Below are 18,870 nucleotides of genomic sequence, written 5' to 3'. Positions count from 1 at the left end.
ACCTTAGACACCCCTCCCGACAAACCTGTACGCCAGTGAGTCGGGCTACTTGGGTGAGGTGCCCGGGCGTCGGCCGAGGAAGCCGCGGATGCGGCCGAGGAGCCCTTCCGAGGGGGCCGGCAGGCCGTGCCAGTCGCTCGGATCGTGCCGCGCCCAGCTCAGTCCCAGATCCCAGCCGGGTATCTCGAAAGCCCATCCGACCACCATGCGATGAGCATCGTGGCTGTCCTGGGCGACGGTCTCGTAGTGCCGGTGGATCGACCCCTCCTGCCGCTCCACGAGCCAGTCGCCGTGCTCGCCCAGTTTGGTCTGCACGTAGGTCAAGCCGTTCGGATCCGTCGTCCGCTCGACGATGAGGAACTCCAGTTCCCCGTCGCCGACCTGCCCGACGAGGTCGAACAGCAGGTCCTCCGACGGGTCGTCATAGCTCGATCCGTCCTCGCCGAGCGCGCGCAGTACCGGTTCCGGCATAGCGGAATTCTGGCATGTCGGCTGTCAGCAGAGCTGCTGGCAGCAGAAAGGGTGGGGTGCGGGGCGGGCGGGTGGTCATGGTGGGGGCATGGCGGATGACCAGAAGCAACCCATGTTCAACGAGCAGACCCGGCTGACGTTGTACCGGCAGCGGATCGTCGTCCTCGACGGCCAGCTGACCGACGACAACGGGACCCTGCTCGCCACCCAGCTCCTCACCCTGGCGGCAGAGGACCCGTCGACCGACATCTCGCTGTGGATCCACTCGGTCGGCGGGTCCGTGCCGTCGATGCTCGCGATCCGGGACGTGATGCGGCTCGTACCGTGTGACGTGTCGACGGTGGCGCTCGGCCTCGCCTGCAGCGCCGGCCAGTTCCTGCTGTCGGCCGGTACGCCGGGCAAGCGCTTCGCGCTCCGGCATGCGCGGGTGCTCATGCACCAGGGGTCGGCCGGGATCGGTGGCTCGGCGGTGGAGATCGAGATCCAGGCGAACGACCTGCGGCACATCCGCGACACCGTGCTCGGGCTGGTCGCGGCCGACACCGGGCAGCCGATCGAGACGGTCTTCGACGACTCTCTGCACGACCGGTGGTACACGGCCGAGGAGGCCCGGACGTACGGGTTCATCGACCACATCGTCGAGACCTTCGACCAGGTGATGCCCAGGCAGACCGTTCAGACGGGAGCGAACCGATGAGCTACATGATCCCCAACGTGATCAGCCCGCACCCGCGCGGCGAGCGGATCATGGACGTCTACTCGCACCTGCTGACCGAGCGCATCATCTACCTCGGTACTGCGATCGATGCCGGTGTCGCGAACGCGCTGATCGCCCAGCTGCTGCATCTGGAGGCGGACAAGCCGGAGAGCCCGATCAACCTCTACATCAATTGCGAGGGCGGTGACATGACGGCCATGCTCGCGATCTACGACACCATGCAGGTCATCAGCGCACCCGTCGCGACGTTCTGCGTCGGCCAGGCGATCGCAGCAGGCGCAGTACTGCTCGCCGCCGGAGCACCTGGCGAGCGGGCGATCCTGCCGCATGCGCGCGTAGTACTGCATCAGCCCGGTGCCAGCGGGCGAGGCACCATCCCCGACCTGATTCTTCAGGCTGACGAGTTGGTCCGCGTCCGGAGCCAGCAAGAGGCGATCCTGGCGGCCCATACCGGGCAGTCGATCGAACGCCTTCGTCACGACACCGATCGTGACCACGTCCTGACCGCCCAGGAGGCCTGCGACTACGGCATCGCCGACGAGGTGATCCAGCACCGAAACCTCAAGCGCACCCCGGCTCTGACCGCGTAAGGTCACCGCGTGACCGTGCCTGTTGCGAATCCCCGTCCTGACAGTGAGATCGAGCGCGTGCTGGTGGTGTCGGCGCATCCCGACGACGTCGACTTCGGCGTCGCCGGGACGGTCGCGCTGTGGACCAAGGCGGGGATCGAGGTCAGCTACTGCATGGTGACCGACGGCCAGGCCGGTGGGTTCGAGACCGACCGCGATCGCGCCGAGATCCCCCTGGTACGCAGGGCCGAGCAGACCGCGGCGGCCGCCCAGGTGGGAGTCCACGACCTGCACTTCCTCGGCTACCAGGACGGCTACCTCGAGCCCACCCAGGACGTGATCCGCGACATCACCCGGGTGATCCGCCAGGTCCGCCCGCAGCGGCTGGTCTGCCAGTCGCCCGAGCGGAACTGGTCCCGGCTGCCGGCCTCGCATCCCGACCACCTCGCCGCCGGCGAGGCCACCGTCCGCGCGTTCTTCCCGGCCACCGGCAACCCGTTCGCCTACCCCGAGCTGACCGAGGAGGCGTGGACGGTCGGCGAGCTCTGGCTGGTCGCGCACCCGGAGTTCAACCACTACGTCGACATCACCGGCACCGTCGAGCAGAAGCTCGCCGCCGTCATGGCCCACACCAGCCAGCACGCCGACCCTGACACCCTGATCCCCCGCGTCCGCACCATGCTCAACCACAACGCCGCCCGAGCCGGCTTCCCCGAATCCCACTACGCCGAGGCCTTCACCGTCATCCGCCTCGGCTGACAAGCAGCGCGCTCACGCGAGGGCTGCTGCGGTCGCGGGACGCTGAGGTAGTGGCTGTGGGCGGCATGCCGAGGTCGTGGCTGTGGTTGCGGCATGCTGCGGTAGTGGCTGTGGTTGCGGGGTAGATGCGGCAAGGGCCGTGGCTGCGGGACGCCGACGGCAGGTCGGCCGCTTCCGCGGGGTGGTGTCTGGCGCGGCGCGCGGATTTGGTTGCTGACGGCAACGGGTGGCCGCGGGCGCATACACAACTCGGCGGGTAAACGGTCAGCTCGGCACATCGGGGCGGTTCCCGGGAATCGTGCATGCATGGCGGTCCGGGCGGGGTGGCCCGGGGAGCCATATCCTTTGTGGATAAGGGACTCGGGGAGGTTTGTACCCCCGAATCGGTGCAACTTCCTCCCCGGCCCCCAACAAAATCCTCCCCAACCCCGGCCAGCCCGGCAGGACAGGCGCCTCGGCCGGGATGGTGCTGTCGCACCGCGACGAAGCACCCAAATCCGGCCGAAATGCGCCCGTTTCGAGGTCGGCTGGCGGGTTTTTGTACCGCTGGCGTGATGCTTGACGCCAGCGGCCCCAAAACCTGCCATTGGCCGACCCGACCGGCCCCGAACCGGTGGTGGCCGAGCATTCAGCGGACAACTGTGCCGTTCCGGGCCGCAAGACGAGTCCGGCGGCCCCCCGCGATACGAGAGCGCCGGGCATTGGCGGTGCCCCCGTCGATCGTTGCCGCACTTCCGAGCGGCTCCGGGACAGCTGCGTCCTTCCCTGGTCGTGGCGGTGAGTGTCAAGGGTCGAACTTGTTCGATCCCGAAGGGACGCGAAGCGCCCTTGACACCCACCACCACGACTAGGACACTCAAGCAGCCCGGCGACGCAATCCACAGTCCCCTTGTACTGGGTGAGGCGAGTGCGGGGGCCCGGCGACGCAATCCACAGCCCCTTGTACTGGATGGGGCGAGTGCGGGTGTGCCCGGCGAAGCGATCCACAGCACCCCCACGCTGGGTAGTGCGGCTGGCAGGTCCCCGCGACGCGATTCACAATCCCTCATCGCCCGGTGGACAAACCATTTGGCTGGCGACGTGCGGGGCGCGAGGATTCGGGGGTGATTTCTTGTCGGGTGGTTGGTGACGGGCCGGCGGTGCTGTTGGTGCACGCCGGGGTTTGTGATGCGCGGATGTGGGAGCGGCAGGTCGAGGATCTGCGGGTCGACCACCGGGTGATCACGGTGGATCTGCGGGGGTACGGCGAGACGCCGCTCGAGGCTGGGGCGAAGTACGCCGATGCCGCGGATGTGCTCGAGGTGCTCGATGAGCTGGGGGTGTCCAGCACCAAGGCGGTCGGGTCGTCCTATGGGGCGTACGTCGTGTTGCAGGCGGCCAGCCGGGCGCCGGAGCGGTTCGAGCGGCTGGTGCTGATGTCGCCGCCGGCCGACAACGTGGTGCCGACGGATGACTTCCGGGCATTCGCGGCGGAGGAGAACGCGCTGCTGGAGGCCGGGGATGTCGACGGCGCCACGGAGCTCAACGTGCGGACGTCGGTGGGACCGGACGCGGATGACGCGGCGCGTGAGTTGGTGCGGGTGATGCAGCGGCATGCGTTCGAGGTGCAGCTGGCGGCGGGCGATGTGGACGCCGACGAATGGGAGGTCGGTGGGATCACGGCGCCGATCAGGCTTTTCACCGGTGCGCATGAGCTGAAGTTCTTCGGCGCCTGCGCGGAGTACCTGGGGAAGCTGCTGCCTGATGTCGAGCACACCGAGCTGGCCTGGGCGGGGCATCTGCCGTCGCTGGAGCGGCCGGACGAGATGACGGCGCTGATCCGCGCATCGCTCGACGGGTGAAACGGCGAACGGCCGGCGCGTCGAGGCGCCGGCCGTTCGGAGGTACCGGAAGTACAGGTGGTGCTGGAAGTACAGGTGGTACCGGAGGTCAGTCGGCGAGGGCGCCCATCGGGTCCCAGGCCGGGAGCACGATCGGGGCCTCGTCGAAGCGCGCCTGCAGCTCGGCCGGAAGGGCCGACTTGCGGACGGCGATCTCGAAGACGTGCTCGGCGTACCAGGAGTCGTTCATCGTCCAGAAGCCGTTGTCGGCCTTCTCGTCGCCCCAGCTGTTCTCGACCCGCCAGCGGCGCGGCTTGCCGTCGACCAGGTCGACGCCGGTGAACAGCATCGCGTGCGTCATCAGCGTCTCGTGGTGCAGCAGCCGCTCGGCCTTGTCGAGGGTGAACTCGGTGTCGTAGACGGCGCCGAAGTCGTACAGCGCGGCGTCCCAGTAGCCGAGGTCGGCCGACATCTGCTTGCCGACGTCGCAGCCGAACCAGACCGGCTCGCCGGCCACGATCGCGTCCTGGGTGAGCTGCTTCATCAGGTCGATCTCGACGTTCAGGTAGACCACCGGCGGGGCGTCGATGACGTTGCCGAGGTAGTCGACGGTGAAGGTCTTGCCGGTCGGGCTGGACTCGCGCGGGTCGTGCACGATGCAGACGTACTCGTCGACCGGCAGCGTCACGTACGCCGCGGCGAACTCGGCCGGCGTCGTCCAGCCGTCGCGGTGGAAGCCCTTGTCGCTGTCCTTCCACTGCCACAGGAACTTCTGCGGCGGCGTGCCGAGGTGGATGCTCAGCACCCGGTGGATCGCCGTTAGCAACTCCTGCTTGTGCGCGCGCTGCGCCTCGGCGCCCTCGATCTTGCGCAGGTCGCGGGCGCCCTGGCGGAGCAGCTTGCGCAGCGAGTCGTTCAGCTGCGCGGTCGCCGACGAGCTCTCGGTCTCCGGCATCGCGGTCTTCGGCACCAGGCCGTGCTTGCGGACCAGTGCGACGAACATGTTCCACTGGCCGCCGTCGCCGATCGGGTCGGACAGCAGGTGCGCGACGGTCCGGTCGTCGACGTCGCGGCCGGCCGTCTCGATCATCGCCTCGAGGAAGAAGTTGGCGCGCTCGAACTTGTCCCAGAACAGCAGGTAGTTCTGGGAGAACTCGAAGTCCTTCACGCCGAGCTTGGCGGCGGTACCGACCCGGAGCAGGTTCAGGCCGGCGAACAGCCAGCACCGGCCACTCTTCTTCTGGTTCGTCACCTTCCAGTCGTCCAGCAGGTTCGACACGGAATGGTCGATCGAGGTGACGATCTGGCGATCCAGGGCGATCTTGGCGATCGGTGTCTCCGTGACGGCGTTCTGCATCACCCGGTACTGCGGGTTCGACGCGAACTCCTTCTCGAAGAGCGCGAGCTGTTCGGCTGTGAGATTCCGCTCCATGAGAGTCGACGGTATAACAGTCCCAAAGCCCGCTGCGCCCCTGTCGGGGTGGCGAATCTGTGCCCTGGCCACAACCCGCCAAGCTAGTTGAAAACGATTGTCAATAGTATGTAAGGTGTGACGATGGCACAACGTGGCAAGCCCGCCGGTCCCCGCAAACCCAAGCAGAACCCGCTGCACAAGGTCGAGTTCGTCGACTACAAGGACACCGCCCTGCTCCGCAAGTTCATCTCCGACCGCGGCAAGATCCGCTCCCGCCGCGTCACCGGCCTCACCGTCCAGCAACAGAAGCAGGTGGCCAGAGCCATCAAGAACGCCCGCGAGATGGCCCTGCTCCCCTACACCTCCATCGGCGGCCGCTGACACCAAGAACCAAAACAACTCAAAGAACAAACAAGAAGGTGCGCCACCCTGCCTGCGACCAGCAGGTTGCCGCGCCGCCACTTCGCACTGCTCAGCCAGGCGGCAGCGTGCATTGAGAGAACTCGCCTTCAGCGAGCGGGGTGCCCTGGCCAGGCCAACAGCCGACCGGGCGTTCTTGTTCTTGTTCTTGTTCCCCGGTCAGACCAGCCGGCGGTCCGTTGCCCAGCGGGTCAGTTCGTGGCGGTTGGAGAGCTGGAGTTTGCGGAGGACCGAGGAGACGTGGGTCTCGACGGTCTTGACCGAGATGAAGAGTTCGCGGGCCACTTCCTTGTAGGCGTAGCCGCGGGCGATCAGGCGGAGGACCTCGCGTTCGCGCTGGGACAGGCGGTCGAGGTCCTCGTCGACCGAGGCGATGTCGATGGCGCCGGAGAAGGCGTCCAGGACGAAGCCTGCCAGCCGCGGAGAGAAGACCGCGTCGCCGTCGGCGACCCGGCCGATCGCGTCGACCAGCTCGGTGCCGCTGATGTTCTTGGTGACGTAGCCGCGGGCGCCGGCCCGGATCACGCCGATCACGTCCTCGGCCGCGTCGGAGACCGACAGCGCCAGGAACTTGATCTCCGGGTGCCGCTGGTGCACCTGCTTCATCACCTCGATCCCACCGCCGCCGGGCAGGTGCACGTCGAGCAGCACCACGTCCGGCTCGGTCCCGGCGATCGCCTTCACCGCGGACTCCACGTCGGCGCCCTCGCCGACGATCTCCACCGAGGCGCCGATCTCGCTGCGCACGCCGGCCCGGAACATGTCGTGGTCGTCGATGACCACCACTCGCCTCTGTGTCATCTGTCCATCTCCAGTCGCACTTCGGTGCCTGTCTCCGGGTTCGACCGCACCGTTGCGCGGCCGCCGTGCCGTTCCATCCTGCCCATCACGCTGTGCCGCAGCCCGAGCCGGTCCTCCGGCACCCCTTCGGTGTCGAAGCCCTTGCCGCGGTCCCGGACGAACATCTCGGCCCGGTCCCCGTCCACCTCGACGAACACGTCGATCTTGTCAGCTCCCGAGTGCTTGGCGGCGTTCACCATCGACTCGCGCGCGGCCCGGACCATCGCCGACAGCCCTTCGGTCAGCTCGCAGTCGCCAACGGTCACCACCTCGACCGGTACGCCGTGGGAGTCCTCCACCTCGGCGGCAGCCCGCTTCGCCGCACCGGAAAGTGTCTGGTCGGTGTTGTCGTCCTCGTCGTACAGCCAGGACCGCAGGTCGCGCTCCTGCGACCGAGCAAGCCGTACTACGGCCCGCGGGTCGTTCGCCTGCTTCTGGATCAGAGCCAGCGTCTGCAGCACCGAGTCATGCAGATGCGCGGCCATGTCGGCCCGCTCCTGCGACCGCACGCGCTCAGCACGCTCGTTGTTGAGGTCACGGCTGAGCCGGTGCACCCACGGCCCCGCGATGACACCGATACCGACCACTGCGAGCAGCAGCGCGACCAGTACGTCGCCCACCATCGACAGCCGGCCGTTCTGCACCAGGAACACGGTGACCGCGGTACCGATCAGGATCAGCCCGACAGCAACCCGGATGACCGACTTCCAGCCGCCCTTGCCGAACAGCGTGTTGAGCGTCGGAGCCTTGCCGACCCACGCGTTGCGCTGCCCCTCGTCGGCCTGCCGCCAGATCAGGGCCAGACCAGTACCGGCGAACACGAGCGGCCAGAACATCTTGCCGGCCACGCCGAACCCGGCCACATTGAGCAGCAGCAGCACGCCGATGCCGACCACGACGAGCGCGGTCAGCTGGCCGCGACTCTTCTCCTTGCGACGCTCCTTGCCAGGCGACGCGAGCGGCGGCACCGGCGTCTCGGGGCGCATCCCCTTCCGTGTCGCCGCAGCCAGGCCAGGCGCGTTGGGACCGGTCGACACCTCCAGCGGCATCAAGAACCAGAGCGCTGCGTAGATCAGTACGCCGAACCCGCCGAACACGGTCGCCCCGATGAACACCAGTCGCACGACGGTGTCGGACACGTTGAGGTGGTCAGCGATGCCTCCGGCCACGCCACTCAAGACGCGGCCTTCGGCTCGCCGGTAGGCGCGGCGTACCGGTGGGGGCTCGGTGCCGGGCGGCTGCTGCGCTCCAGGACCGCCGTACTGCGGTGCCGGGGTATACGGCAACGGCGCATACGGACCACCGGCCGGACCCGAGGGCCCGCCCGTTGGCGCGGTAGGAGCTGGTTGTGTCATCCCCACGATCGTCACACGCCAGCAGGCCGCGCACCAGCAGGCTTCCCCCCGGCTGACTCCTCAACGGTCATCCGCTGCGCTCAGGGTCGGCCCGGGGAGAACCCCTAGCCGAGCGTGGCCGAGCGGCGAGCCGGGGTCGGCAAAGGGGGATCCCCGATGTTGCCGCGGCCCGGGAGGGGACACTATCGGTGCCATGGAGCAGAACTCGAGCGGGGGATTCGACCGCGACCAGCTGAAGGACGTGCAGAGCTGGCGCCGCAGTCGGTCGGACCGGATGCTCGCCGGCGTCTGCGGCGGCATGGGCCGCGCACTGAACGTCGACCCCGTGCTGATCCGGGTAGTGATGGCCGTACTGATCCTCAGCGGCCCAGGCATCATCTTCTACATCGCCGCCTGGATGCTGATGCCCGACGAGGGCAGCGACCGCTCCGCCGCGCAGGGGGTGCTCGGTGACCGGGTGCGGCCCGACCACCCGTGGCTGTGGCCGGTGGTGATCGGCGTCTGCGTGTTCTCCGCTATCGCACTGATGTCGTCCTTCAACTTCGGCAAGCTGGTCCCCGGGCCACTGGTGGTGCTCGGGCTGCTCTGGCTGTTCGTGTTCCGCCGCAAGGGCCGCAGCAACTGGGGGCATCGCAATGCTGCCTGGGGCGAGCGCACCGCGGAGCGGGCCCAGCGCACCGTCGAGCGGGCCCAGCGCCATGCCGAGCGGCACATCCACCGTGCAGGGCACCACGGCCAGTGGGCCCAGCAGGCAGCTCAGTGGAGCGCAGCCAACCGGCCTCCGACTCCGCAGGCCGGACAGACCGACCAGACCGGACAGACCGCGTCGCAGGCTCCCGCCGCGGGCCAGCCATCCGCGGCCACGCAGCGACCGCAGGACCGGGTGACCGAGCCGGTCCAGCCTGTCTGGACCGAGGACGACCCCCTCGGCCTGTACGTCGATGAGCCCCCCGCCGGCGCCACTGCGGCCACCTGGACGCCCGCTACTCCTCCGGTGAAGGGCTACCGCGGAGTGAAGCCTGTCGTGGTCCTGCTGTCCGCCGCTGCGATCGCGATCGCCTGGATGGCCGGCGTACCGACGACCACGATGCTGGTGATCGGCCTGGCCACGCTCGGTCTGGGCATGCTGGTCGGCGGATTCCTGGGCAAGACCATCGGCCTCCTGCCGCTCGGCATCCTGCTCGCGCTCGGCATCACGGCCAGCACGGTCTTCCCGACCGTCCCCCGCGACATCGCCAGCGTGAACTTCGTCGCCACGCCCAAGGACTCGATCGACGCCGTCAGTACGACGTACCGGTTCGACGCCGGCTCGGTGAAGCTGGACCTGACCAAGGCGGTCTTCAAGCCCGGCGCGAAGGTGTTCGTCGAGGGCGGGGTCGGCGAGGTCGTGGTCAAGCTCCCGCCGAACGTCGACGTGACCGGCACCGTGAAGGCCGACACCGGCCAGGTCGATGCCTTCGGCAAGGTCAAGGGCGGGCACACTGCTGACATGGCGGTGAGCGACCTGGGCGTCGACGGCAAGGTGAGCCCGCAGAGCGTGGTGCTGGACCTGCACCTCAAGCTGGGCAGCATCAAGGTGGAGCGCTGATGAGGAAGATCAAGCCGGACGTCCCGGGCATCATCGCCGGTACCGTGCTGACCGGCGGCGCCTCGATCTGGATCCTCAACGACAACGGGGTGGTCCAGACCGACGACGTCGGCCTCACCGCCGCCCTGCTCCTGGTCGCGGCCGGCATCATCGGCCTGGCCGCCTCCCACCGCGGCTGATCAGTCCACCGCGGCTGATCCACCCGCGGCGCGGACGACTCCTGGGTTAGTCTTGTTGACCGTTCGATCAACCAACAGGAGTTGTGATGGTGCGCGGCACCGTGAAGTGGTTCAACGCCGACAAGGGCTACGGCTTTCTCGCCGTGGACGGCCAGGACGACGTGTTCGTCCACTGGAGCAAGATCGTCACCGACGGGTACAAGACGCTCGAGGACGGCCAGCAGGTCGAGTTCGAGGTGGTGGACGGCCCCAAGGGCCGCGAGGCCGACGCGGTACAGACCCTCTGAGCCAGGCGCTGTGAACCGGGCGGCGCGACAGCGCTTTTCCACACCTGCGCGGAGCGTGGGCAACCGGTAACCTGACCTCTCACTGTGGGAGGGGTAGCGAAGTGACCGACGAGCCGGTGCACGTGATCCGGAAGCTCGAGCAGGCGTTGCGCGACGACGACTTCAACTGGTCGTTGATGCTGGTCGGCGAGGACCAGACCGACAAGCTCGCGACGCTGACCGGCGACCTGCGCGGACCGCACTCGGAGACCGGCGACGGCAAGCAGATCACCTCCGGCTTCTCCTACTGGGGGATCGGCCCGACGATCGCCTGGGCGAACGCGACCAACGACCCGTTCTACCTGGTGATGAAGGCGGGCGCCGAGTCGTTCCTGCGGCACTGGCGCAAGGTCCGGCCGCACACCGACAAGACCGGCTTCCATTTCGTCAGCCTCGGCGTCGGTACCGGGGTGAAGGACCGGACCATCCTGGCCGACATGTACCGGAAGAACCGGGACATGTTCTACATCCCGGTCGACATGAGCTCGGAGATGCTCCGGATGGGCACCCTGGAGCCGGTCCGCGGGCTCGGTTTCCCGATGGCGCAGGTGCTGCCGGTCCAGCTCGACTTCTCGATCGCCGACAACATGAGCGAGCTCGGCCAGATGCTCGCCCGGCTGGTCGGCGACGAGCCGATCCTGTTCACGCTGACCGGCAACACGCTGGCCAACTTCGAGAGCGATCTGGAGCTGCTCGGCACGATCACCCGGATCCTCCGTCCGCAGGACCGGCTGCTGCTCGAGGTCGCCAGCACGAGCAGTCTCGACCAGACGGCTGCGGACGCGGCGGCCGACGAGTATCAGCAGACCCGTGCTTTTGCCGAGTTCGTCACCAGCGCACTGCGCTACAACACCGACCTGCGGATCGAGGACGGGCTGATCGACTACCGCGGCGAGGTGGAGACCGACGACGCGCTGCTGGTCAAGATCGTCTGGCAGAACAACACCTCGGAGTCGATGACGATGGGGTTGCCCGACCACACCGAGGTCACCCTCAAGCCCAATGACACGATCCTGCTCTACACCACTCGCAAGTTCTCCACCGAACGCCTGAAGAAGCTGACCGCCGAGTGCGGCCTGACCGCCATCGAACACGCCCACTCCGGCTTCCGCTACACCCGCCGCCCCAGCCCCTTCGGCCTCGACCTCCTGCTCCTGGCCCCCGAAGGCGCCGAAGTCCCCAACCTCCTAGCCGAAGACATCTGGTCCCAATGACAACTGCCCCCGGTACTCCGGACCGCGCCGCTGGCGAGGTTGGCGGAGCAAACGACGGGGATGGGGTCAGCGGCAGTACTCCGAACCGCACCGGCGCGGTTCGGGGAGGGACTGCTGGCGACGGGGCTGGCCGTGGAGGTGGCGAGGGCGAGGCAGGCGGCGGAGCCGACGCCGGCCGTGGGACCGGCGGAGCCAACGCGGAGCGTGGGACTGGCGGAGCTGGCGCGGTTGGTGGAGGGACTGCTGGGGACAGGGCTGGCCGTCGAGGTGGTGACGGCGAGGTGAGCACCGGAGCCGACGCCGAGCGTGGGACCGGTGGAGGTGGCGCCGGGCGTGGGACTGGTGGAGCCGACGCCGGGCGTGGGACTGGTGGAGGTGGCGCGGATGGTGCCGAGGCGGCTGGTGATGTTCGGGAGGTGAGGCGGGCTCGGTGGGGGGTGTTGGCTCGGTTACGGGTGTTGGGTGGGGTGTTGCGGGGGGTCAGGGGGGATGCGCGGTGGGCGGGGTATCGGCGGGTGATCGTCACCTGGGTCAGTTATGGGTTGCTGGCGGTCGCGTTCGTGCTGGGGGTGATCTGGTTCTTCTGGCCGGAGAACAGCCGGTGGGAGCCGGCGGTCAACTCGTTGACGCTGGTCGCCGGGCTGACCGGCATCTTCGTCGAGCGGCTCAGCGCCGAGGCGGAGCGGCGTACCGGCGTACTTCGGGCCGTCGCCGACGAACTGCAGGAGAACACCCGTCTCCTGTCCGACGAGCGCTTCTCCCCGAAGACCCCCACCCAACGCCAGGTCTACCCCCGGCTCGTCGTCTCCGCCGTCGACCTGGCACTCGTCTCCGGCGCCCTCGGCCGGCACCGCGACGCCGAACTCGTCACCCTCCTGCACCGCTGGCGCGACACCGTCCACCTGTTCAACCGCCGCCTCGACCTGACCGAGATCAGCACCTTCTCGAACACCATCTCCGCCGCCGAGCTGGCCGCCTTCCACCGCGCCCTGACCCGCGAGAACAGCTACTTCGCCGCCACCCGCCAGATGCTCGAAACGCTGCTGGCCCGCCTCCCGACCCCGTAAGCACCTACGCTTTCGGACAGGACCGTTATTGCCCCCGCCCCACGGGAGGTCACCCCCGATGCGATCACCGCGCGCGCTCCTGATCGTCGCCGCCCTGCTCCTCGCGCCCCTCGCGACCGCCCGAGCAAGCGAGCCACCCCCACCGACCCCCGTCTCCCTGGGCATCCCGCTCTCCGACGTACTCCTGATCGGCGGCACCGTCGCCCCCGGCCCGGTCGCCGGCAAGGCAGCCATCTGGAACGTCTCCACCGGCAAACCCGGCTACCTGAACGCCATGGACCCGGCCACCGGCGCCAGCCTCGTCTCAGCCCCACTCGAAGGCGCCGACTCCGGCTACGCCGTCACCGCGACCCCCGACGGCTCGATCTACGTCGGCACCTACAGCAACGGCCACCTCTACCGCTGGCGCCCCGGCATGGGCGACACCGTCGAGGACCTCGGCCGCCCAGTCGCCAGCGAGAACTACATCTGGAGCCTGACCTCCGACGAGCAAGGCAACGTCTACGGCGGCACCTTCCCCGGCGGCAAACTCTTCCGGTACGACGCCACCACCGGCGCCGTCCGCGACTACGGCCAGGCCGTCCACGGCCAGCCCTACATCCGCAGCATTGCCTACGCCGATGGCAAGGTCTACGCCGGCACGAACCCCGACGCCCACCTCGCCGAACTCGATCCGGCCACCGGCGCAGTGACCGAAATCCCTTCCCCACCAGGGATTCCGGACATCAGGAACCTCGCCATCTACGACCTCGCCGCGCGCGCCGGCAAGCTCTACGCGCGCTTCAGTACGGCGTACCCGGCCCCGCTCTGCGTCTTCGACCTCGCCACCCGCACCTGGACCGACCAGATCCCCGCTGCTCACGGCCTCGACATCTCACCGGTCGGCGACAACGGCGAGCTGTACCTGATCCAGCAAGGCGAGCTGAAGCGCTACGACCCGGCAACGAAGGCCCTGACCGGGACCGGCCTGACCTTCACCGGCCGGATCCAGAACGCCCGCGCGATCGGCTGGGCCGAGCTCGGCCTGCCCGACTATCCGGGCAAGAGCATCGTCGGCACACTGTGGCGGGGAGAGCTCTTCCGCTACAACCCGCAGACCGGCAAGTCGAGCATCATCCAGTCCGCCGTACGCCGGGAGCCGATCGAAATCCTCTCGGTTGCCGGTGGCAAGCAGTCGGCCTACGCCGGTGGCTTCCTCAACGGCGGTGTCTCGGTCGTCAACCCGCAAACGGGCACGGCCACCTTCAACCGCTTCTCCCAGACCGAGGCCTTGCTGGAAGCCTCCGACGGCCGCGTCTGGATCGGCAACTACCCCGAGGCGCGCGTCTACTCCTACGACCCACGCCAGCCGTGGAGCAGCCCGGAGTACTCCCCCGGACCACCCGGCACGCCCGACAACCCGAGACTCGCCGTGAACCTGAAGGCCGACCAGCAGATGCGCGCCCGGGCTCTGGTCGAGGTGGACGGCAAGATCGCGATCGGTACCGTCCCCGAGGGCGACCGGCTCGGCGGCGCCCTCGCCATCCACGACCCGAAGACCGGTACCACCCACACCTTCCGCAATGTCGTCCAGGACGAGAGCATCTTCGGCCTCGCCGCCGACCACGGCATCGTGTACGGCGGCACGTCGATCACCGGCGGTCTCTCCACGACGCCGCCGACCCGGGCCGAGGGCACCGTCTTCGCCTGGGACGTCCGGCACTCCCGCAAGCTCTGGGAGACCCCGATCGCCGGCGCCGGCACGGTCAGCTCGGTCGCGATCGGCCCCGACGGACTGCTGTGGGGCGTGGCCGGCAAGACGATCTTCGCCGTCGACACCCTGCGCGGCCGGCTCAAGCGCCGCTTCGACGTGGGCAGCACCACGGCCGGCGGTGACATCGTCGCGACCCGGGACGCCCTGTACGCCGGGATCGACGGCACCAAGCTCTACAAGCTCACCCCCTGGCAACGCACTCCACCGGCCGTCTGGCTGACCGAGGCCAACCGGCGGATCGCAGTACAGGGTGACCACCAGTTACTGGTCACAACAGGAGCACAGCTGTTCAGGATCGACCTGAATCGTTGACAGCCGAAATTCACAACCAGTAGTTTCGGCCTGGACCGTTATTAGAGGGGGTCCGATGAGAACCAGCGTCAGAAGCATCCTGGCACCGCTCGCCGTGCTGGCGGTGGCGGCCTCGATCACGTCCTGCGGCGGCTCCGGCGAGCCGTCGTCGTCAGCAAGCACCGTCACCGTCTGGATGTATCCCGTGATCGGTGACCAGCAGGCCGGCGACGCCTACTGGGCGCAGGTCGAGAAGGACTTCGAGGCGGCCAACTCCGGTACGGACCTGAAGATCGAGCAGCAGCCCTGGGCCGAGCGCGACCAGAAACTCGCCACTGCCTTCTCCGGCGGCAAGGGTCCGGACGTCGTGGTGCTGAACCCGGACCAGATCCCGCAGTACGTGAAGAACGGGTCGCTGGCGCCGGTCGACAAGGTGATCGAGCCGGCGAGGAGCAACTTCCTGCCGGGCGCGCTGAACGCGCTGACCGTCGACGGCAAGATCTATGCCGCGCCGATCTACCACACGGTCACGACGACCATCTACAACAAGAAGCTGCTCGACAAGGCCGGTATCACCACTCCGCCGCAGACCTGGGACGAGATCAAGGCGGCCGCACCGAAGCTCAAGGCGGCCGGCGTCGCGACGCTGGACTACTCGGCCTCGCCGAGCGCGACGATGAACCTGAACTTCTACCCGTTGCTGTGGCAGGCCGGCGGTTCGGTCTTCTCCGAGGACGGCAAGAAGGCGACCTTCAACGAGGCGCCCGGCGTCGAGGCGCTGACCTTCCTGACCGGCCTGTACAACGACGGCGCGATCCCGAAGGGCGCGCTGACGAATGCCAACCTGGTCGCCGACGCGCCGCTCGGCAAGCAGCAGGTCGCGATGGGCTTCGCCAACACGCTCGCCGACGCCAAGACGGTGGAAACCACCTGGGGCGCGGGCAACGTGATCGTCGGCCTGCCGCTGAAGGACAAGAAGCAGGTCGGCTTCGGGCTGCCCGGCGGGCTGGGCGTCAACGCGGCGTCGAAGAACGTCGCCGGCGCGGAGAAGTTCCTGTCGTTCATGATCGACCCCAAGCAGGTGGTCAGCCTCGGCACGGCGTCCGGCTACCTGTCGCCGCGGACCGACGCGAAGGTACCGGCCAAGGACGCCGAGGCGGGCAAGTTCGCCGAAGCGCTGCAGTACGCCTTCCCAGGCCAGCCGAATCCGGCTGCCAGGCAGGTGAACGCCCTGCTCGCGGTCGAACTCCAGGCCGCGCTGACCGGTAAGAAGACTCCTCAACAGGCCTTGGACGACGCAGCGAAGCAGGCGAACGACCTGCTGTCGCGACAACGGTGAGCCCGCGGGGAGGTCGCGCGGCAATGACGGAGGGAGGCCGCGCGACCTCCCCGCAGAACCAGGCGACAGGCCCGGCCGCAGGGGCGGTGCGCCGGCGCCTGTCGCCGCGTTCGCTGGCCGGTTTGTTGTTCGTGGCACCGATGCTGGTGCTGTTCGTGGTCTTCCGGTTCGTACCGGTGGTCGGCGCGTTCCTGCTGTCGCTGACCGACTACCGGCTCAACGGCCGATGGTCGTTCATTGCCTTTGACAACTACTCGCGGCTGTTCGGCGACCAGCTCTTCCGCGACAGCCTGCTCGTCACCCTCACGTACGCGCTGATCTTCGTTCCACTCACCGTCCTGCTCTCCCTCGGTACCGCGCTGCTGCTGCACCAGGTCGTCTGGAGCCGCGGCTTCTTCCGGGGCGTCTTCTTCCTCCCGTACGTGACCAGCATCGTGCTCGCTGCCGTGCTCTGGAAGTGGATCTACAACGCCGAGGACGGCCTGCTCAACGGCGTCCTCGGGCTGGCCTCCCTCGGCCCGTACGACTTCCTCGGCAACTCCGCGTCGGTGCTGCCGTCGATCGCGGTCACGTCGGCCTGGAAGGGCTTCGGGTACTCGATGTTGATCCTGCTGGCCGGGCTACAGGCGGTCCCACAGTCCTACCTGGAGGCGGCGACGATCGACGGCGCCGGCCGCTGGCAGCGGTTCCGCTACATCACGCTGCCGCAGTTGCGGCCGATCCTGTTCTTCGTGCTGGTGATCGAGACGATCGGCGCCTTCCAGGTCTTCGACGCGATGTACGTGATGACGGCCGGCGGTCCGGTCCGGTCGAGCTACTCCCTCGTGTACTTCCTGTACGACTCGGGCTTCAAGTTCTTCGACTTCGGCTATGCGAGCGCGATCGGGCTGGTGCTGTTCTTGATCGTGCTGGTCGTCTCGCTGATCCAGCGCCGCTTCGTCGGACGGGAGGACTGATGCTGGTGCGCCCGGCTCGGCTGACCCTGCCGACTTTGCTCGCGCTGACCGCCATCGTGACGATCCTGCCGTTCGCCGCGATGGTGCTGGTCGCCTTCGCGCCGCCGAGCGGGCAGACCTTCCCGGGTGCGCTCGATCCATCCCGCTGGACCTGGCAGAACTTCTCCGACGTACTGTCCAGCTCGGACATCCCGCGCTGGACGATCAACTCGCTGGTCTACTCGCTCGTCTCGGTGCTCTTCATCCTGCTGTTCGCGGCGATGGCCGGCTATGCCTTTGCGAAGAAGCGGTTCCCGGGTCGCGAGCTGATGTTCTGGGCCTTTCTGGCGACGCTGATGGTGCCTTTCCAGGCGACCCTGATCCCGTCGTACATCCTGGTCGCGAAGCTCGGCTGGGTGGACGGGTACTGGGGCCTGATCGTGCCGACACTGGCCAACTCGCAGGCCGTGTTCCTGATGCGCCAGTTCATCAGCCAGCTGCCGGACGAGTTGTTCGAGGCGGCCGAGCTCGACGGCGCGTCGGAGTGGCGGACGTTCACCACGATCGTGCTGCCGCTGGTCCGGCCGGCCCTGGCGACGCTCGGCATCTTCGTCTTCCTCTGGCACTGGAACGACTTCCTCTGGCCGCTGGTGATCGGTCAGTCGGCGTCCATGCAGACGCTGACGGTCGGCCTGGCCAGCCTGCAGACCGAGGCCGTCCCGATCAACCAGGTGATGGCCGGCGCGACCATCACCGTCGTCCCGAGCCTGCTCGTCTTCGGCCTGCTGCAGCGGTACCTGACCGACAGCATCGCGATGTCGGGATTGAAGGCCTAGAGGTTTCCGAAGGCCTCGATCGCCTTTAGCGCATCGGCTTGCGGCATGCCGGGCGGCTGGATCCGGAGGATGATGCCGTCGGCGCCCATTTCCTCGTAGTGCTGGATTCGCTCGGCGCATTCGACCGGTGAGCCGATGATGCCGCGGGCAACGATGTCGTCCCAACCCTGGGTGTAGCGCGAGGCATCGGCCGACGTGCGCTTCCAGCCGGTGTAGGCGTCATACAGATCGCGCAACGGCTCCTCCAGGCTCTGCCGTGCTTCCTGCGAGGTCTGGGCCGCGAAGCCTTCCCGGCAGATGATCACCTCGGCGCCGAGCGTGCCTTCGCCTCTTGCGTACGACCGGTACTCCGCGATCTTGCCGGGCAGGTCCGCGTCGAGTTCGTTGAACGAGGTGGTCCAGCCGTCGCACATCCGGGCGGTGCGTTCGAGCATCGCGGAGACGCGGCCGCCGTTCCAGATCCGCGGGCGCGGGCTCTGCACCGGCCGTGGCGACAGGAACGCCTCGTGGAGGCTGGTGAACTTGCCGTCGTACGTGACCTCGTCCTCGGTCCACAGCCGGGTGATGAGGTCGAGGCACTCCTCGAACCGCGCGACCCGCTCGGCCTGCGTGACGCCGTACAGGGCGAACTCCTCCGGCCGGTAGCCGAGCACGAACCCCGCGGTCAGCCGCCCGCCCGACAGCACGTCGAGATGCGCGAGCGCCTCGGCCAGTACGACGGGCTGGTACAGCGGCGCGACGATGCCGGCGGTCGCGATGCCGATCCGCTCGGTCTTCGCCGCCAGCCAAGTCGCGGAGGTGAGGATCTCGTGATAGCCAGGACGGTGCAGGTGCCGTTCGCCGAGCACGACCCACTCGAAGCCCGCCTGCTCGGCAAGGCGAGCCTGCTCGACGCCGTCCAGCAAGGAGGGTCGATCCGCCTCGGTGCCGTACAAGTTCAGATAGAGGCCCAGCCGCATAGGTACGCCTTTCCGTC

At 68.2% G+C, this 18,870-nt stretch carries 19 protein-coding genes; 14 read left to right on the top strand and 5 right to left on the bottom strand.

Annotated features, from left to right (window positions below):
* Positions 1-45 precede the first annotated feature (45 nt).
* Positions 46-471, bottom strand: a complete 426-nt coding sequence (locus ACIA12_RS37485; RefSeq protein WP_396372148.1) for a hypothetical protein — start codon at positions 469-471, stop codon at positions 46-48.
* A gap of 88 nt (positions 472-559) precedes the next feature.
* Here ACIA12_RS37485 and ACIA12_RS37480 point away from each other — a divergent pair, with 88 nt between their 5' ends.
* From ACIA12_RS37480 to ACIA12_RS37465, 4 genes are all read left to right on the top strand, one after another.
* Positions 560-1,168 (top strand): ClpP family protease, encoded by a 609-nt coding sequence (locus ACIA12_RS37480; RefSeq protein WP_396372146.1) that lies wholly within the window; start codon positions 560-562, stop codon positions 1,166-1,168.
* Complete coding sequence (locus tag ACIA12_RS37475; protein ID WP_396372144.1) at positions 1,165-1,779, top strand: ClpP family protease; 615 nt, start codon at positions 1,165-1,167, stop codon at positions 1,777-1,779. The genes ACIA12_RS37480 and ACIA12_RS37475 overlap by 4 nt, the downstream gene beginning before the upstream one ends.
* 9 nt (positions 1,780-1,788) lie before the next feature.
* Entirely contained in the window at positions 1,789-2,517 is a 729-nt protein-coding gene (locus tag ACIA12_RS37470) for a PIG-L deacetylase family protein (RefSeq protein WP_396372142.1), read from the top strand.
* A 1,103-nt stretch (positions 2,518-3,620) separates the two neighbouring features.
* A complete protein-coding gene (locus tag ACIA12_RS37465; RefSeq protein ID WP_396372140.1) occupies positions 3,621-4,358 on the top strand; it encodes an alpha/beta fold hydrolase in 738 nt (245 codons plus the stop codon).
* An 88-nt stretch (positions 4,359-4,446) separates the two neighbouring features.
* Here the strand turns inward: ACIA12_RS37465 and ACIA12_RS37460 are convergent, their stop codons facing one another.
* The gene (locus tag ACIA12_RS37460; RefSeq protein WP_396372138.1) at positions 4,447-5,769 is read right to left on the bottom strand and encodes an aminopeptidase C; all 1,323 of its coding nucleotides are present in this window, start codon (positions 5,767-5,769) and stop codon (positions 4,447-4,449) included.
* Between the two features lie 123 nt (positions 5,770-5,892).
* Here ACIA12_RS37460 and rpsR point away from each other — a divergent pair, with 123 nt between their 5' ends.
* Positions 5,893-6,132 carry a 30S ribosomal protein S18 gene (rpsR, locus tag ACIA12_RS37455; RefSeq protein WP_396372303.1) on the top strand — a complete coding sequence of 80 codons (240 nt, stop codon included), beginning with the start codon at positions 5,893-5,895 and terminating at the stop codon, positions 6,130-6,132.
* A gap of 198 nt (positions 6,133-6,330) precedes the next feature.
* On the opposite strand, the gene ACIA12_RS37450 is transcribed toward rpsR, so the two are convergent.
* Together ACIA12_RS37450 and ACIA12_RS37445 are read right to left on the bottom strand one after the other, a co-directional pair.
* The gene (locus ACIA12_RS37450; RefSeq protein WP_396372137.1) at positions 6,331-6,972 is read right to left on the bottom strand and encodes a response regulator; all 642 of its coding nucleotides are present in this window, start codon (positions 6,970-6,972) and stop codon (positions 6,331-6,333) included.
* On the bottom strand, positions 6,969-8,366 hold the full coding sequence (locus ACIA12_RS37445) for a PspC domain-containing protein (protein WP_396372135.1): 1,398 nt from the start codon (positions 8,364-8,366) through the stop codon (positions 6,969-6,971). The genes ACIA12_RS37450 and ACIA12_RS37445 overlap by 4 nt, the downstream gene beginning before the upstream one ends.
* A gap of 193 nt (positions 8,367-8,559) precedes the next feature.
* Here ACIA12_RS37445 and ACIA12_RS37440 point away from each other — a divergent pair, with 193 nt between their 5' ends.
* From ACIA12_RS37440 to ACIA12_RS37400, 9 genes are all read left to right on the top strand, one after another.
* Positions 8,560-9,954 (top strand): PspC domain-containing protein, encoded by a 1,395-nt coding sequence (locus ACIA12_RS37440; protein ID WP_396372133.1) that lies wholly within the window; start codon positions 8,560-8,562, stop codon positions 9,952-9,954.
* Positions 9,954-10,133, top strand: coding sequence for a hypothetical protein (locus ACIA12_RS37435; protein ID WP_343969177.1), 180 nt, complete (start codon positions 9,954-9,956; stop codon positions 10,131-10,133). The genes ACIA12_RS37440 and ACIA12_RS37435 overlap by 1 nt, the downstream gene beginning before the upstream one ends.
* Positions 10,134-10,219: 86 nt before the next feature.
* Entirely contained in the window at positions 10,220-10,420 is a 201-nt protein-coding gene (locus ACIA12_RS37430) for a cold shock domain-containing protein (protein ID WP_343969179.1), read from the top strand.
* Between the two features lie 101 nt (positions 10,421-10,521).
* A complete protein-coding gene (locus ACIA12_RS37425) occupies positions 10,522-11,673 on the top strand; it encodes an L-histidine N(alpha)-methyltransferase (RefSeq protein ID WP_396372131.1) in 1,152 nt (383 codons plus the stop codon).
* 515 nt (positions 11,674-12,188) lie between these two features.
* Positions 12,189-12,740 carry a hypothetical protein gene (locus ACIA12_RS37420; RefSeq protein WP_396372129.1) on the top strand — a complete coding sequence of 184 codons (552 nt, stop codon included), beginning with the start codon at positions 12,189-12,191 and terminating at the stop codon, positions 12,738-12,740.
* Positions 12,741-12,798: 58 nt separating this feature from the next.
* Entirely contained in the window at positions 12,799-14,805 is a 2,007-nt protein-coding gene (locus ACIA12_RS37415) for a hypothetical protein (RefSeq protein WP_396372127.1), read from the top strand.
* Between the two features lie 55 nt (positions 14,806-14,860).
* Positions 14,861-16,123 (top strand): ABC transporter substrate-binding protein, encoded by a 1,263-nt coding sequence (locus ACIA12_RS37410; RefSeq protein ID WP_396372125.1) that lies wholly within the window; start codon positions 14,861-14,863, stop codon positions 16,121-16,123.
* 23 nt (positions 16,124-16,146) lie between these two features.
* Positions 16,147-17,079: a carbohydrate ABC transporter permease gene (locus tag ACIA12_RS37405; RefSeq protein WP_396372123.1), complete on the top strand. Its 933-nt coding sequence runs from the start codon at positions 16,147-16,149 to the stop codon at positions 17,077-17,079.
* Positions 17,079-17,894, top strand: coding sequence for a carbohydrate ABC transporter permease (locus ACIA12_RS37400; protein ID WP_396372121.1), 816 nt, complete (start codon positions 17,079-17,081; stop codon positions 17,892-17,894). The genes ACIA12_RS37405 and ACIA12_RS37400 overlap by 1 nt, the downstream gene beginning before the upstream one ends.
* Here ACIA12_RS37400 and ACIA12_RS37395 read toward each other — a convergent pair.
* Positions 17,891-18,853, bottom strand: coding sequence for an LLM class flavin-dependent oxidoreductase (locus ACIA12_RS37395; RefSeq protein WP_396372120.1), 963 nt, complete (start codon positions 18,851-18,853; stop codon positions 17,891-17,893). The genes ACIA12_RS37400 and ACIA12_RS37395 overlap by 4 nt on opposite strands.
* Positions 18,854-18,870: the final 17 nt, after the last annotated feature.

The organism is Kribbella sp. NPDC051620, assembly GCF_044453825.1.
Lineage (GTDB): Bacteria > Actinomycetota > Actinomycetes > Propionibacteriales > Kribbellaceae > Kribbella.
This window is presented reverse-complemented; position numbering and strand designations above follow the sequence as displayed.

Coding starts and splice junctions, on each gene's coding strand:
- ACIA12_RS37485 (WP_396372148.1), bottom strand. CDS start 471: ATGCCGGAACCGGTACTGCGCGCGCTCGGCGAGGACGGATCGAGCTAT.
- ACIA12_RS37480 (WP_396372146.1), top strand. CDS start 560: ATGGCGGATGACCAGAAGCAACCCATGTTCAACGAGCAGACCCGGCTG.
- ACIA12_RS37475 (WP_396372144.1), top strand. CDS start 1,165: ATGAGCTACATGATCCCCAACGTGATCAGCCCGCACCCGCGCGGCGAG.
- ACIA12_RS37460 (WP_396372138.1), bottom strand. CDS start 5,769: ATGGAGCGGAATCTCACAGCCGAACAGCTCGCGCTCTTCGAGAAGGAG.
- rpsR (WP_396372303.1), top strand. CDS start 5,893: ATGGCACAACGTGGCAAGCCCGCCGGTCCCCGCAAACCCAAGCAGAAC.
- ACIA12_RS37450 (WP_396372137.1), bottom strand. CDS start 6,972: ATGACACAGAGGCGAGTGGTGGTCATCGACGACCACGACATGTTCCGG.
- ACIA12_RS37445 (WP_396372135.1), bottom strand. CDS start 8,366: ATGACACAACCAGCTCCTACCGCGCCAACGGGCGGGCCCTCGGGTCCG.
- ACIA12_RS37440 (WP_396372133.1), top strand. CDS start 8,560: ATGGAGCAGAACTCGAGCGGGGGATTCGACCGCGACCAGCTGAAGGAC.
- ACIA12_RS37435 (WP_343969177.1), top strand. CDS start 9,954: ATGAGGAAGATCAAGCCGGACGTCCCGGGCATCATCGCCGGTACCGTG.
- ACIA12_RS37430 (WP_343969179.1), top strand. CDS start 10,220: ATGGTGCGCGGCACCGTGAAGTGGTTCAACGCCGACAAGGGCTACGGC.
- ACIA12_RS37415 (WP_396372127.1), top strand. CDS start 12,799: ATGCGATCACCGCGCGCGCTCCTGATCGTCGCCGCCCTGCTCCTCGCG.
- ACIA12_RS37410 (WP_396372125.1), top strand. CDS start 14,861: ATGAGAACCAGCGTCAGAAGCATCCTGGCACCGCTCGCCGTGCTGGCG.
- ACIA12_RS37405 (WP_396372123.1), top strand. CDS start 16,147: ATGACGGAGGGAGGCCGCGCGACCTCCCCGCAGAACCAGGCGACAGGC.
- ACIA12_RS37400 (WP_396372121.1), top strand. CDS start 17,079: ATGCTGGTGCGCCCGGCTCGGCTGACCCTGCCGACTTTGCTCGCGCTG.
- ACIA12_RS37395 (WP_396372120.1), bottom strand. CDS start 18,853: ATGCGGCTGGGCCTCTATCTGAACTTGTACGGCACCGAGGCGGATCGA.